The sequence below is a fragment of the Lentzea sp. JNUCC 0626 genome (assembly GCF_043632865.1).
Classification (GTDB): domain Bacteria; phylum Actinomycetota; class Actinomycetes; order Mycobacteriales; family Pseudonocardiaceae; genus Lentzea.
Window position 1 is genome coordinate 5,987,165 of sequence record NZ_CP171635.1, and the last position, 13,398, is coordinate 6,000,562.

Genomic DNA, 13,398 nt, shown 5'->3' on the forward strand with positions numbered 1-13,398 from the left:
CGGCCGGGCCGCGACTTGACTCTGCACCGTGGTGCAGGGTCGATCGTGGCCCGCATGACTCCTGTGGCCCGTTGGGGCAAAGCCGGTGCGCTGTACGACCTGGTGGCGAGCATCGCGTTCGTCACGCCGTGGAGCGCCGCTCTGGCCCTGGACCTGCTGGGTACGCCCCGCAGTTCGCAGACGCTGTTGTTCGCCACGCTGTTCGGCACCGTGGTGGTGATGTGGTCCGTGGTGAGATGGCTGCGGCCCGAGCCGTTGCTGATCGCGGCCGACACGGCCGGACGCGCGCTGTTCAGCGTCTGGTTCGCGTGGGCTCTGTGGCAGGGGCACACGCCGGCGCTCGCGGGATTCCTGGCGCTCGAACTGTTCTGGGGCGCGGCCCAGCTGCGCGCGTTGGTGCGCGGGTAGTTTCCGGTGGTGCGCATATCCGAACTGGCCCGCGCCGCCGGGGTGGGCATCAGCACCGTGCGGTTCTACGAACGCCGAGGCCTCGTCCTGCCGTCCGCCCGCTCGCACGGCGGCTACCGGCACTACGACCAGGAGGCGTTGCGGCGGTTGAAGTTCATCCGCCGCGCCGCCCGGCTCGGCTTCACCCTCACCGAGGTCGAGCAGTTGCTCACCGCCTCCGTCGAGCCTGACGTCGGTGACGTGGTGAGCGTCAAGGTCGCCGAGATCGAACAGCGGATGCGCGACCTGGAGAGGGTGCGGCTCGCGTTGCTCGACGTCGCCGAGAACGGCGTCCGGGCTCAGTGTCCGGTGGTCGCGGCGCTGAGCGACTGAGCGCGTTCGACGGCGAAGGCCCGCAGCAGGCCGTGCAGCACGTAACGACCGGGGCGCCGCTCGATCAGCAGGTGCTCGCGGGCCAGTTCCGCGAGCAACGGCCTGACCCGCGGCGTCCCCGCGGTGACGTCCTCGTCTGCCCTGAGCCCGAGCACGCGGAACAACCGCGCCGCCTCCGCGCTCAGGGTGCTGTAGGACTCGGAGAACGCCACGCGGAGGGTCGAGTCACCACCGTCGAACGCGTCGAGACCCTCCCCCAGTTCCGCGGCCACCTCGCGCACGTCGAACCCGCCGCACGCCAGTCGCGCGGCCACGGCCGTCAACGCCAGCGGCAACCCCGCACACCGCCGGACGATCTCGTCCACGGCCTGGACGTCGCCGAGCCGTTCCGCGCCGAGACGTTCGACCAGCAAAGCTCGCGAGTCCTCAGTGGACATCAGGCCCACGGCGACGGGGTGCGCGCCGTCCGCCGCGACGAGTCCCGTCAGCCGATCACGACTCGTCACCAGCACCAACGACCGGGGAAACCGCCGCAACAACGGCCGCACCTGCTCCGCGTCCCGCGCGTTGTCCAGCACGACGAGCATCCGTTCGCCCGACCCGTCGGCACTGGCCGAGCGCAGGTCGACGTGCGTCTGCCCGCCGGGAAACCGATCGGCGACCCGGCGTGCCCAGTGCAACGCCAACGCGGACTTGCCGACCCCCGCGGTTCCGATGATCGCCACGAGAGAACGCCCACCGGCCAGTGCGGCGTCGAGGGCGGCGAGTTCCCGCTGCCGCCCGGCGAACGAGGGCACGGCGGGTAGTCTCGCGGGAGTGACCAGGTTCGCGGTGAGGATCTTCCGGTGCAGCGCCCGGAGTTCCGGCCCCGGGTCGGCACCGAGTTCGTCGGCGAGTCGCACCCGCATCCGGTCGTAGCGCAGCAACGCCTCCGCCTGCCGCCCGCCGCGGCACAACGCCAGCATCAGCTGGCCCGTCACCCGTTCGTCCAACGGGAACGTCTTCGCCATCCCCTCCAGATCGGCGAGGTCGGCGGGCCTCCCCTGCGCCAGCAGCAGATCGTTCCGGTCGAGCACGGCAGCGAGTCTGCGGGCCTCCAGCGCGGAACGGACGTCCGCGAGCCACGGTGTGTCCACAGTGGAGAAAGGATCGCCCCGCCACAACCCGAGCGCCTCGTCGAGCAGGCTCAGCGCGTCGGCGGAGGACCTCGCCTGGCGCACCAGGGCGTCGAACCGGTGCAGGTCCACCGACAGCGGGTCCGCCGTCAGCACGTAACCCCCAAGCCTGCCCACGATCCGCACACCGTCGGTCAGCACCTGTCTCAGTCGCGACACGTAACCGGCGACGGCGTTGCGCGCCCGGTGCGGCGCCCGCGCTCCCCAGACCCGGTCCACCAGCACGTCGACCGGCACCAGCCTGCCCGCCTCCACCAGCAGCACCGCCAGCACGCTGCGCTGCCGGGCGTGCCCGGCGTCCACCAGCCTGCCGCCGACCCGGACCTCGACGTCGCCGAGCAGTCCGAACTCCACGCCACACTCCCCCTGACCAGCTGATCACATGATTGCCGAATCCCTGCCGAACACCGGGAGGAAATGCTCGTCCACGACAGATCGGGCGCAGGGATCCGATCGTCAGCAGACCTTCGGAGGGCACAATGTCCAGGACGCTTCTTCGCCGCGTGGGCGCCGCGATCGTGATGACGGCCGCCGCGCTGGCGTTCGCCGGTGCGGGGACCTCGTCCGCGGCCGTCACCTACGACCTGCTCCGCAACTCCAACAGCGCCAAGTGCCTCGACGTCGCGGACGGCAGCGACAGCAACAAGGCCGCGATCGTCCAGTACACCTGCGACGCGTCGAAGTCCCACCAGCAGTGGACGCTGGAGCAGGTCGGCGACGGCAGCGGCGCCGTGCGGATCAAGGCGGCCCACAGCGGCAAGTGCGTCGACGTGTGGGACTCGAGCCAGGACCCGACCGCGGACGCCACGCAGTACACGTGCAGCCCCACCAAGTGGAACCAGCAGTTCCTGGTGGAGACCACCGCGTCCGGCACGATGAAGTTCCGTGCGCGTCACAGCGGCCTGTGCCTGGAGATCGAGGGCCGCAACTTCAACAACAAGTCGAGGCTGCACCAGAACACGTGCATCACCCATCGCGCCCAGGAGTTCACCATCGGCTGATCACTCCTCCGCAGCGGCTTGTGCCTCCGGCAAGAGGCACAAGCCGCCTTTTTCGGTGTTCGCTCGTAGGCTGTCGGGCGTCGGTGGCGAACGGGAGGTCTGACGGTGGCAAGCGAGACGGTGACCGTGCTCATGGCCGAACTGGCCGCGCTCGACGACCCGAAGATGCGCGCGGTCAACGAGAAGCACGGCGACGACCACGGCGTGAACCTCACGAAGCTGCGCGCGATCGCCAAGCGCCTGAAGACCCAGCAGGACCTCGCCGTCGAGCTCTGGGCCACCGGGGACACGGCCGCGCGGCTGCTGGCGTTGCTGATCAACCGCCCCAAGGCGTTCACGCACGACGACCTGGACGCGATGCTGCGCGAGGCCGAGCGCCCCAAGGTGCACGACTGGCTCGTGAACTACGTGGTCAAGAAGTCCCCGCACTGCGAGGCGTTGCGCGTGCTGTGGTTCGCCGACGACGACCCGGTGGTGGCGAGCGCGGGCTGGGCGTTGACGGTCGACCGGGTGGCGAAGCAGCCGGACGGTCTCGACCTCGACGGGCTGCTCGACCGCATCGAGAAGGACATGAAGGACGCGCCGCAGCGGTTGCAGTGGGCGATGAACCACTGCCTGGCGCAGATCGGGATCGAACGGCCGGAGTTGCGGGCTCGGGCGCTGGAGATCGGCGAACGCCTCGAGGTGTTGAAGGACTACCCGACGCCGGCTGGGTGCACGTCGCCGTTCGCACCGGCGTGGATCGAGGAGATGGTGAAGCGCAAGGGATAGCGCCGGGCTAGAGCCAGCCGCGTTCCCTGGCCGTGTTCGCCGCCTCCGACCTGTTGCGCGCCCCCAGCTTGGCCATCGCCGTCGACAGGTAGTTCCGCACGGTCCCCTCGGCGAGGTTGAGCCGGGCCGCGATGTCCGCGTTGCTCGCCCCCGTCGTCACCTCCTGCAGCAGCTCGCGTTCCCGCGGCGTCAACGGGTCCGCGCTGTCCCACGCGGCCATCGCGAGTTCCGGCGCCACCACGCGTTCGCCCGCGTGGACCCGCCGCAACGCCGACACCAGCTCGGCGATCGGCGCGTCCTTCAGCACGTACCCGGCCACGCCCGCGTCCATCGCCCGCCGCAGGTACCCGCTGCGCGCGAACGTCGTGATGATCAGCACGCGCGTCGGGTCACCCCGCTCGCTCAGCGCCTGAGCCACGTCGAGGCCTGTGCGGCCGGGCATCTCGATGTCGGTCAGCAGCACGTCCGGGCGGTGTTCCGCGACGGCGGCCAGCGCCTCGTCGCCGTCCCCCGCCGTCGCGACGACCGTGACGTCCGGTTGCAGGTCCAGCAACTGCGCGAACGCGCCGCGCACCATCGCCTGGTCCTCCGCGAGCACGACCCTGATCACGTGGCCACCTTCAGCGGGACGGCGATGGTGACGGTGGTGCCGGCCGAGGCGGTGCGGGCGACCAGGCCGCCCAGTGCGGCGATCCGTTCGCGCATGCCCGTCAAGCCGTTGCCCTCCGGCGCGTGGCCGCCGACGCCGTCGTCCGCGACGACGAGCCGCAGTTCGCCGTCGCGGGCCTCGACGGCGATGTGGCACGTCCGAGCGCGGGCGTGCCTCGCCACGTTCGTCACGGCCTCGCGCAACGCCAGCGCCAGTTCGTGCTCGGTCGAGCCGACGATCACGAGCTCCGGGTCGCGCCGCATGACGACCTCCACGCCCAGGCTCGACAACGCGGCCCGTGCGGCCTCCAGTTCGGTGTCGAGGGACGCGGTGCGCCAGCCGCTGACGGCGTCGCGGACCTCGCCGAGCGCCGCCCGCGCGGTCCGTTCGATCTCCGCGGCCTCCTCCTGCGCCCGGGACGGGTCCGCGCTGACGAGCTGAGCGCGCACGATGATCGCGGTCAGCGTGTGGCCGAGCAGGTCGTGCAGGTCGCGGGCGATGCGTTCGCGTTCGGCGAGGGTGGCGAGGTGCTCGATGCGGGCGGTGCGGATGCGCAGGTCCGACTGCTCGCGTTCGCGTTCCGACCAGTCGACCTGCACGACGCCGATCAGCCACAGGAAGATCAGCGACGGCAGCAGGCCCCAGATCCGGTACGGCAGCTCGACCGTCGACACCACACCGAACAGGCAGATCAACGCCGTCAACGCCACGAACCAGCGCATCGCCACCCGCCGCGACTCCGCGAGACCCGCGAACACCCCGGCGTAGACGAAGAGCACCGCCGCACCGGTGTTGAACGGCGTGACCAGCGCGCCGAGCACGACCGTCGGCACCAGGCAGCGCCAGCGGATCAGCTCCGGGCGGTACCAGGCCAGCACGTACATCGGGACGAAGGCCACGACCACGACGGCGACGAGCGCCCAGTCCACCCAGTCCGTGGCCGGGTCGAAGATCGGTGCCCACAGCAGGTTGCCCAGGTAGATCAGGTGCACCCAGCGCGAGAATCCCACGACTTTTCTCATGACCGGGCATGACGATACGACACGCCCGCGGCCACCGCAGCCACCGCGGCGAAGGCCAGCAGCACCAGCACGTGCGTGAGCACGGGACCGCCGTTGAGCTGCGCGCGGGCCAGTTCGGACAGGTGGTAGTTCGGCAGGAACGCCGCGATGTCGCGGAAGAACGGCGGCATGATGTCGAGCGGCATCCACAGTCCGGACACGACGGACGTGGGGATCATGATCGCGTTCAGGATGGCGGCCCCCGCGCCCGCCTTGACCTGGAACCCGATCGCGAGACTCACCAACGCGAACGGCAACGAGCCGACCACCAGCACGACGCCGAGCTTCAGCAACGCGAGCACGGGCGCGTTCAACGATCCGGTCAGCGCCGCCGTCGCCGTCATCGCGACCAGCACGCCGGCCGCGTAAGGCAGTGCTGCCACCACTTTCGCCGTGAGCGTCACGCCGATCGGCACCGACGACACCTGCTTCGCGCGCAACCAGCCGCGTTCCCGGTCGGCCGCGACGCCCAGGCCGGGATTCATCAGCACCACCGAGATCACGCCGAACGCGCCGAACGTGGCGATCATCTGGGTGCCCGCGGACAGCCCACCGCTGCTGAACTTCCCGAACAACGACACGAAGAGCGCGAAGAACGCCACCGGCATGACCACCGAGAAGAACAGGGCGGCGGGTTCGCGGACGATACCCCTCAGCTCGTCCGCGACCTCCACCCCGAAGACCTGCCTGGTCATGCCGCACCCCTCTCGATCAGTCCCGCCACCGCTTCCTCCAGCCCGGCACCCTCGACCCGCAGGTCGGAGAGTCCGGGGTCCTGCGCGAGCAGCACCCGCAGCAACGCTTCCGGCGTGCGGGTGCCGAGGTGCACGTGGTCGCCGTCGTTGCGCAGCGACACGACACCGGGCAGCGCTTGGAGCTGCTCCAAGCCCAGCCCCGTCCGGGCGATGACGGTGCGGTCGGGCAGTCGCGCGACCAGTTCGTCCGGCGTGCCCTGGGCGACGACCCGGCCGCGGTCGAGCACCACCACGCGGTCGGCGACGGCCGAGGACTCCTCGATGAGGTGCGTGGTGAGCAGGACGCCGACGCCGCGCTCGCGTCGTTCGGCGAGGATCTGCCAGAACCGCTTGCGCGCCGGGACGTCCAGGCCCGCCGTCGGTTCGTCCAGGACCAGCAACCTCGGGTCGCCGACCAGCGCCATCGCGAGTTGCAGCCGTTGTTTCTGGCCGCCCGACAGCTTCACGGCACGGCGCCCGGCCAGGTCCGTGAGGTCGAGCTCGGCCATCACCGGACCGGCCGCCGACCTGGGCTTACCCGCGCGCACCGCAGCCCCGATGACCAGTTCGGACACCTTCAACGTGGTCGGGAACCCCAGCGACTGCTGCACCACCCCGAGCTGCCGCCGCGTCGCCGCGATGCGCGGGTCTCCTCCTCCGACACGCACCGACTCGCCGTGGTGCGGCAACAGTCCGACGATCTGGTTCACCAGCGTCGTCTTGCCCGCGCCGTTCGGCCCGAGCAACGCCACGCACTCCCCCGCGCCGACGTCGAGATCGACGCCGTCCAACGCTTTCGTGGCGCCGTAGTTGTGTCGCGCCCCTCTGACTTCGAGCACCGTTTCCATGCCTCAAAGCCTGATCGGAACGGCCTCCGCGCAGTAGTGAAGGCGAGTCACGAGGTCCGGATGACAAATGTCATTCGGGACGGACGGCCTGCGCCCTCGGGTACTTGCGGCCGGGGATCGGGGCGGGCGAGCCGGTGAACGACACGGGCGTGCCGGCGAGCAGCAGCGTCAGCCCGTTCGGCAGTTCGTCGCGCGAGACGAACCACGAACTGCCGCGGGTGTCCGTGATGAACCCGTGCGCCTGCCCGGTCTTCCAGCTGGCGACCGTCCCCTTGCGGCGGCCGCGCGGCGCCCCGACCGGGGACGCGACGGCCTGCGAGGACCGCACGAACGCGCGCCGCAGCGGGTAGTCGGCCTGGTCACCGGGGGCGAACAACGAGTCGAAGCCGGGCGTGAACGGGGTCGCGGCCCGCAACGGCGCGGCGGTGCGCGGGGTCCACGCGGGAGGCTTCTCGACGGTCTGGATGTCGACGACCGGGACGATCACGTGCACGCCGCGTCCGGTGAGGCGCTGGGCCAGCGGGGCGAAGTCCGAGTCACCGGTCAGCAGGACGACCCACTGCAGCGGCCCGGTCATCGCCCGGTCCCACGCCTCCAGCGCGAGCAGGACGTCGACGCCCTTCTCCTTGCCGTTGTGCAACGGCAGGTCGTGCCGCGTGATGCCGGCGGCGGCCAGGGCCCGGTCGAACGACTCCGCCGGGGTGTCGATGCGGCCTCGGACGTAATGCGCCTCCGCGACCACGCACTCGTCCAGAGGACGACCCGTCTCGGTGTGGACGTACCAGCGCACCGCGTCGTGCAGGCCGTCGAGAGAGATGCGCGCGCCTCTGGGGTGCGCGGTGGCGTAGAAATCGCTCAGGTAGGCGAACCACGTGCCGTCGTAGAACACTCCGATCCGGACGGTCTCACCCACCGGTCGAGATTACTACTTCCTCTCGAACGTCGAGTGACCAGGCGCGACCGGGAGCTCCAGCAGCTGGTTCGCGACGTCCAGGAACTCACCGCCGCACTGCCACATGGTCAGGTCCGGGTCCACCACGAACGGGTCGGTGGGGTCCGCGTCCTGCTCGGCCACGCGGTAGGCGAGCGCCTCCCGCTCGGAGTACGCGAGCACCGTCTCGTTGGTGCCGCGCCACACCCTTCTGAACATCACCGCGTTGACGCAGGTGAAACGATCTTGCACGACGGTTCGCCGGAACCCGCGACGCAGCAACAACTTCATGCATTCCTCGACGCTGCTCACAGTCACCGATCCTGCCTGGGCGCAGGCGTGCACCCCACCGTGTATCACTCGATAGGGTCAAAACTTTCGGGCACGTGCACAACCGGGGCGTCCCTCTTTCGTGCAGAGAACCAGACCGGAACGGGCTATCGCGCCCGCCGACCGGATGCGCAAGCCTCTGGCGGTGGTCGACATCCCTGCCCCGAAGCCCGACGCCCCGCTCTACGACCGTGCCGCGACGCAGATCCCGCGCATCGCCGAGAAGGTGCTGGAGGCGTTCTTCGCCCGGTCCGCCACCTATAGGCAGCTGCCGCACCAACTCGTGGACCGCGAGATCACCGAGGCCGTGACCAGGCACCTGCAGGTCTTCCTGCGTGCGTTGCGGGAACAACGCCCGCCCGCGCCGGAAGAGCTGGACATGCAGATCGCCACCGCCGTGCGACGCGCTCAGCAGGGCGTTCCGCTCGACATCGTGCTCAGCACGTACCACGTCGCGGCGACCGTGGGCTGGGAGGCGATGGCCGCCGTCGCGGAGCCGGACGAGATCCCCGACCTGCTCGCGACCGTGCCCGCGCTGCTGCGGTACCTGAGCGTCGCGGTGCCCGCCGTCGCCGGGTCGTACCTCGGTGAGCAGCAGGCCCTGCACGCCGAACGCCGCGAGGCAGGCCGTGCGCTGGTCGCGGCGTTGCTGACCGGTCGTGAGGCCGAGCCGCTGGCCGAACGGATCGGGCTGGAGCTGTCCGGGCACCACGTCGTGGTCGCCGTACGGGTCGAAGCACCTTCCGTTGCCGATGGCTCCGACGCACGGTTGGCCGTTCATGGGCTCGTGCGACGTCTACGGGCCGAACTGCCCAAGCACGCCCTCTCGGCGTTGGACCACGACGGCGGCACCGTGCTCCTACCTACTACGGCCGACGCCGTGGACCTGGAGATGGACGCGGCCGGTGAGCTGGTCCGCAACCTGCTGACGGCAGCGGGCACCAACCTGACCGGCGGCATCGCGGCGGCGGAGAGCCGTGAGGACATCCCGGCGGCGGCCCGGCAGGCGGCGGACATCGCCGAACTCGCCCAACGCCTGGGGCGCGCACCCGGCGCGTACGTGCTGGACGACGTGCTGCTGGAGTACCAGCTCTGCCGCCCCGGCCCCGGCCGCAAACGCTTGGCACGCGTGATGGACAGCCTGTCCGAACACCCCGACCTGCTGCACACGTTGCGGGTGTTCATCAACAGCGACCACAACCGCCACCGCACGGCCGAGGAACTGCACCTGCACCGCAACACGCTGAACTACCGGTTGCGGCGCGTCGCCGAACTCACCGGCTACAACCCGGCCGATCCCACCGACATCAGGCTGCTCTCGGCGTCGTTGATCGTGCACGACCTGCGCGCCTGAAACGGTTCCAAGGCGAGCGCACCGGAGTGCGCTCGCCTTCACGGGGTTGCGTATCAGTCGCCGTGCGGGTTCTGCACCGAGACGTGGACGTGGTCGTAGTGACCGGCCGTCACGCCACCGACGTTGTAGTTGCGCCAGCCCTCGGACGCGCGGGCGACGCTCCAGATCTTGCCCTGCCAGATGACGTACCGGACGTCGAGCTTCGAGGCGTGCTTCTGCAGCCAGTAGGCGAGCTTCCAGCCCTGTGCCTTCTGCGCCTCGGTCGGGTAGGTGCCGATCGCGTTGGAGATCGTGCAGTCGAGCGCGTTACCGGTGTTGTGGTTGCTCGTCGCGGACTCGTAGCTGCGGTAGTCGCCCACCCAGCACTGCTTCTCGCCGGTCTTCGAGGCGATCTGGTCGTCGATGAACTGCGTGCGCTTCGTCGCCTGCGGCGCGCGGGCCGTGGCCGACGGGTGCGGGTTGGTCTCCGGCGTCGGGTAGGTGCCCGGCGACGGGTCGGGGTCGTTGCCGGCGTCACCGATGCGGTGCGAGGCGTTCTCGTTCTTGAGCTCCGCCTTCAGGTTTCCCTTGGCACCGGCGGCGAAGGTCTGCTTCGCGCCACCGTAGTTGCTGTTGTAGAAGACCGTGACGGCCTTGGTGGTCTTGTTCCAGACCGACGCCGCGTTGTTCTTGACGCAGACGCCCTGCCCGTTGCCCGCGCTCTTGAACTCGTAGCAGCTCGGCTGCGAGTCACCGTAGTCGGCGATCGAGCCGGCGAAGTCCGACACCGATCCGGCCTGGTCGCTGTTGTAGAACAGGCAGAACTCGCCCGTCTCGCACGACCCGTTCCGGTCCGTCGCCGCCTGCGCGACGCCCGCCCCGAACGACGCGCTCACCAGCGCGCCCATCAACGCCACAAAAGTCATTTTCTTCAGCACGGAACCGAGCATCGCGAGGCGCGCTGACATCCCGCTGACACCGGCAGCAACTGATCTGTCAGGGCACACTGGAGGCATGAGCGACAGGTGGAGCGCACTGCCCGAACGCCCGGAGCCCGCGGAGTGGGTGGCCGAGAAGGACACCAACCCCGTCCCGGGCGCCATCGAGGAAGCCGAGGGCGACCGGGAGCTGCGGGAGGCGCGGCACGTGATCGAACGAGGCTTCTAGTGGTGTGGCTCGGAACGTTGCTGGGGGAATTCGCGGTCAGACGGGTGCATCGTGGTGCCGCCCCCACGTCCTCGTACTGGTGGTACGGGGGCGTGGGGGCGGTGCCGCGAGGTGCCCTGCTGAGCGTGGATTACCTCGCCAACGTTCCGAGACGCGCCACTAGCTACTCGCAGGCGACGCCGTCACCGTCGCGGTCGAGCTTCGAGCTGTAGCCCGGCTGACCTCGGTAGAGCGGTGCCGCTCCGGCCGCCCTGGCCGCCGCGCAGTTCGCGTAGTACGCGGGTGCGGGCGCAGGTGGTGCGGGCGCGGGTTGCGGTTGCGGCTTGGGCTGCGGCACGACCGGTTGCGGTGCGGGCTGCTGCACCACGGGCGGTGCCACGACCGGCGCGGGCTTCACGTCGAGCCCGCCGCACGACGGTCCCCAGAACCCCGTGGCCCCGGCCTTGGCCGTCGCCTGAGCCGTCTGGATCGCCGCCTCCGCGCCGTCGAGCGCGCGGGCCACGCCCTGGCTCGCCGCCAGCACCGCGTAGTCGGTGCCGTCGAGCAACGTCAGGCTCGACGCCGCCGCCTGCACCGGCTTGCCCACCAGCGTCTTGGTGGCGAAGTCCACAGCCGACGCCGCCCAGCACTCCCCCGGCTGCGCGAGCCCGGACACCAGAAGCTTGGTGCCGTTGGACAACATCACCGTCCGACCGTCCACAACGGACTCCACGGTCACCGGCGGCGCGGTGGTCGTCGTCGTGGTGGTCGTGGTCGTCGTGGTGGCGGACGAGGAGAGGCCGGTCGCGAGCTTGGTGGGTTCGGCGGTGCCGCACGCGGACACCACGAGCACGACCCCGGCCGCGAGCGCGGCTCCCTTCGACAGCTGCGTGAAAACGGTCATGGCCGCCACATCGCGACCTTCGCCATCCGTTGTTACACAAGTCCATTCGACTGGGCATAAAGCGCGGCCTGCGTGCGATCCCGCAAGCCGAGCCGTCCGAGAATCCGCGAGATGTGGTTCTTCACCGTGCCCTCGGACAGGTGCAGCCGGTCGGCGATCTCCCGGTTGGTGGCGCCCGAGGCCACGAGCCGCAGCACCTCGACCTCGCGCACGGTCAACGGTTCGCGGTCACCGGTCCGTTCCAGCGCCGCAGCCAGCCGCAAAGCAGCGGCCGGATCGAACTGGGCCACCCCGGCAGCGGCCAGCCGCACGGCCGCCGCGAGTTCCTGCGACGGCAGGTCCTTCAGCAGGTAGCCGGTGGCGCCCGCGCGCAACGAGCGCACCACGTAGTCCTCGTCGTCGAACGTCGTCAGCATCACCACGCGGCACGACGGCGCGCGGCGGCGCAGCACCGCCACCGCCTCGACGCCGTCCATGCCGGGCATCCGCACGTCCATCAGCACCACGTCCGGCGCCAGGAGCACCGCCTGTTCCACGGCCTCGTGCCCGTCGGCGGCGGTGCCCACGACCTCGATGCCGGGCTGCAGGCCCAGCAACGACGCGATGCCCTCACGGATCAGCCGCTGGTCGTCGACGACCAGCACGCGCGTCACGCCGGCCCCGGGATCGTCACGGTCAGCACCGTTCCGGCCGGCGTGCTGGCCAGGTCGACGCGGCCGCCCGCGAGCGCCACCCGTTCCCTCATCCCGAGCAACCCGAACCCCTCCGCCGCCGCGCCCATGCCCCGCCCATCATCGGTCACGGTCAGCACCGCGCGCTCGGTGTCCAGCGCGAGCGCGACGGAGATGTGCGTGGCCGAAGCGTGGCGGCGAGCGTTGGTGATGCCCTCCTGGGCCGCCCGGTACAACGCGTGCAACGCGCCCGTGCCAAAGGGATCCGGCGCACCGCTGACCGTCAGCGTCACGTCGCCCGCGGCCAGTTCCTCCAGCGCGGACGGCAGCGAGAACGACCGCAGCGACCTCACCGACTCGCGCACCTCGGTCAACGCACGCCGCGCAGACCGCGAGGCGTCCAGAACAGCCTCTTTCGACGTGTCCGGCGACCGGTCGTGGAACGCGGAGGCCTTCTCCAGCTGCACCACGATCGCGGTCAGGTGGTGGCCGAGGTCGTCGTGCAGGTCGCGCGCCACCCGCGCCCGTTCCGCCGCCGCCGACAGCTCGGCGATCGTCCGTTGCGACTCCTGCAACCGGATGCGCCCGTCCCGTTCCCGCACGGCCACCGCCGCCATCGTCAGCGTGAGCACCAGCCCGACCACGAACATCACCAGGTCGGACGTCTGCTCGAGGTGCGCGTACCAATCCGGCGTGCTCACCACGGCAACGGCCAAACACACAACGGCCAGCCCGACGGCCACCCGCAGTCCGAACGCGAAGTAGGCCGTGAAAGGCACCAGCAGCAACAACAACCGTGCGAGCCCGGAACCGTCCACAAAGGCCAGTCCGACGTACAACGCGGTCCGCACCGCCAACAACCCGGCAGCCACCAGACGAGGCGTGCGCACCGGATACCGGCGAAACTCGAACACGTCCACGGCCACCAACAGGAGAAGCCCGCCGACCAGCCACGGCAACCGGGTGTCGCCGAGCCCGGACACACCGGCGTACACCCCCGCGACCAGCACGGCGGCGCACAGCACCGGCGACACCCAGAACGCCGGTCGCGAGGTGTTCATGCC

The 13,398-nt window shown here is 70.5% G+C and carries 17 protein-coding genes; 6 read left to right on the plus strand and 11 right to left on the minus strand.

Annotated features, from left to right (window positions below; genetic code table 11):
* Positions 1 to 54: 54 nt before the first annotated feature.
* Together JNUCC0626_RS27015 and JNUCC0626_RS27020 are read left to right on the plus strand one after the other, a co-directional pair.
* Entirely contained in the window at positions 55 to 408 is a 354-nt protein-coding gene (locus JNUCC0626_RS27015; RefSeq protein ID WP_394613569.1) for a hypothetical protein, read from the plus strand.
* A gap of 9 nt (positions 409 to 417) precedes the next feature.
* Positions 418 to 780 (plus strand): MerR family transcriptional regulator, encoded by a 363-nt coding sequence (locus JNUCC0626_RS27020; protein ID WP_394613570.1) that lies wholly within the window; start codon positions 418 to 420, stop codon positions 778 to 780.
* Here the strand turns inward: JNUCC0626_RS27020 and JNUCC0626_RS27025 are convergent.
* Positions 747 to 2,309 (minus strand): AfsR/SARP family transcriptional regulator, encoded by a 1,563-nt coding sequence (locus JNUCC0626_RS27025; RefSeq protein ID WP_394613571.1) that lies wholly within the window; start codon positions 2,307 to 2,309, stop codon positions 747 to 749. The genes JNUCC0626_RS27020 and JNUCC0626_RS27025 overlap by 34 nt on opposite strands.
* A gap of 125 nt (positions 2,310 to 2,434) precedes the next feature.
* Between JNUCC0626_RS27025 and JNUCC0626_RS27030 the strand changes: the two genes are divergently transcribed.
* On the plus strand, positions 2,435 to 2,956 hold the full coding sequence (locus JNUCC0626_RS27030) for an RICIN domain-containing protein (protein WP_394613572.1): 522 nt from the start codon (positions 2,435 to 2,437) through the stop codon (positions 2,954 to 2,956).
* A 132-nt stretch (positions 2,957 to 3,088) separates the two neighbouring features.
* On the plus strand, positions 3,089 to 3,727 hold the full coding sequence (locus JNUCC0626_RS27035) for a DNA alkylation repair protein (protein ID WP_394622111.1): 639 nt from the start codon (positions 3,089 to 3,091) through the stop codon (positions 3,725 to 3,727).
* A gap of 7 nt (positions 3,728 to 3,734) precedes the next feature.
* Here the strand turns inward: JNUCC0626_RS27035 and JNUCC0626_RS27040 are convergent, their stop codons facing one another.
* The 6 genes from JNUCC0626_RS27040 to JNUCC0626_RS27065 all read right to left on the minus strand — a co-directional run bounded on the left by JNUCC0626_RS27040 (position 3,735) and on the right by JNUCC0626_RS27065 (position 8,241).
* Entirely contained in the window at positions 3,735 to 4,337 is a 603-nt protein-coding gene (locus JNUCC0626_RS27040) for a response regulator (RefSeq protein WP_394613573.1), read from the minus strand.
* Positions 4,334 to 5,398, minus strand: coding sequence for a sensor histidine kinase (locus tag JNUCC0626_RS27045; protein WP_394613574.1), 1,065 nt, complete (start codon positions 5,396 to 5,398; stop codon positions 4,334 to 4,336). The genes JNUCC0626_RS27040 and JNUCC0626_RS27045 overlap by 4 nt, the downstream gene beginning before the upstream one ends.
* Positions 5,395 to 6,132: an ABC transporter permease gene (locus JNUCC0626_RS27050; protein WP_394613575.1), complete on the minus strand. Its 738-nt coding sequence runs from the start codon at positions 6,130 to 6,132 to the stop codon at positions 5,395 to 5,397. Before JNUCC0626_RS27050 ends, JNUCC0626_RS27045 begins: the two co-directional genes overlap by 4 nt.
* Positions 6,129 to 7,019: an ABC transporter ATP-binding protein gene (locus JNUCC0626_RS27055; RefSeq protein WP_394613576.1), complete on the minus strand. Its 891-nt coding sequence runs from the start codon at positions 7,017 to 7,019 to the stop codon at positions 6,129 to 6,131. Before JNUCC0626_RS27055 ends, JNUCC0626_RS27050 begins: the two co-directional genes overlap by 4 nt.
* A 70-nt stretch (positions 7,020 to 7,089) precedes the next feature.
* On the minus strand, positions 7,090 to 7,932 hold the full coding sequence (locus JNUCC0626_RS27060) for an NYN domain-containing protein (protein WP_394613577.1): 843 nt from the start codon (positions 7,930 to 7,932) through the stop codon (positions 7,090 to 7,092).
* Positions 7,933 to 7,944: 12 nt separating this feature from the next.
* A complete protein-coding gene (locus tag JNUCC0626_RS27065; protein WP_394613578.1) occupies positions 7,945 to 8,241 on the minus strand; it encodes a hypothetical protein in 297 nt (98 codons plus the stop codon).
* Between the two features lie 121 nt (positions 8,242 to 8,362).
* On the opposite strand from JNUCC0626_RS27065, the gene JNUCC0626_RS27070 reads away from it, so the two are divergent.
* Entirely contained in the window at positions 8,363 to 9,634 is a 1,272-nt protein-coding gene (locus JNUCC0626_RS27070; RefSeq protein ID WP_394613579.1) for a PucR family transcriptional regulator, read from the plus strand.
* A 53-nt stretch (positions 9,635 to 9,687) separates the two neighbouring features.
* Here JNUCC0626_RS27070 and JNUCC0626_RS27075 read toward each other — a convergent pair whose 3' ends face one another.
* A complete protein-coding gene (locus tag JNUCC0626_RS27075; protein WP_394613580.1) occupies positions 9,688 to 10,551 on the minus strand; it encodes a peptidase inhibitor family I36 protein in 864 nt (287 codons plus the stop codon).
* A gap of 76 nt (positions 10,552 to 10,627) precedes the next feature.
* Between JNUCC0626_RS27075 and JNUCC0626_RS27080 the strand changes: the two genes are divergently transcribed.
* Entirely contained in the window at positions 10,628 to 10,780 is a 153-nt protein-coding gene (locus JNUCC0626_RS27080; RefSeq protein WP_285637801.1) for a hypothetical protein, read from the plus strand.
* Positions 10,781 to 10,943: 163 nt separating this feature from the next.
* Here JNUCC0626_RS27080 and JNUCC0626_RS27085 read toward each other — a convergent pair whose 3' ends face one another.
* From JNUCC0626_RS27085 to JNUCC0626_RS27095, 3 genes are read right to left on the minus strand one after another with little or no spacing between them, the layout of a single operon-like run.
* A complete protein-coding gene (locus JNUCC0626_RS27085) occupies positions 10,944 to 11,663 on the minus strand; it encodes an excalibur calcium-binding domain-containing protein (protein ID WP_394613581.1) in 720 nt (239 codons plus the stop codon).
* A gap of 32 nt (positions 11,664 to 11,695) precedes the next feature.
* Positions 11,696 to 12,316, minus strand: coding sequence for a response regulator (locus JNUCC0626_RS27090; RefSeq protein WP_394613582.1), 621 nt, complete (start codon positions 12,314 to 12,316; stop codon positions 11,696 to 11,698).
* On the minus strand, positions 12,313 to 13,395 hold the full coding sequence (locus JNUCC0626_RS27095; RefSeq protein WP_394613583.1) for a sensor histidine kinase: 1,083 nt from the start codon (positions 13,393 to 13,395) through the stop codon (positions 12,313 to 12,315). Before JNUCC0626_RS27095 ends, JNUCC0626_RS27090 begins: the two co-directional genes overlap by 4 nt.
* Between the last annotated feature and the right edge of the window lie 3 nt (positions 13,396 to 13,398).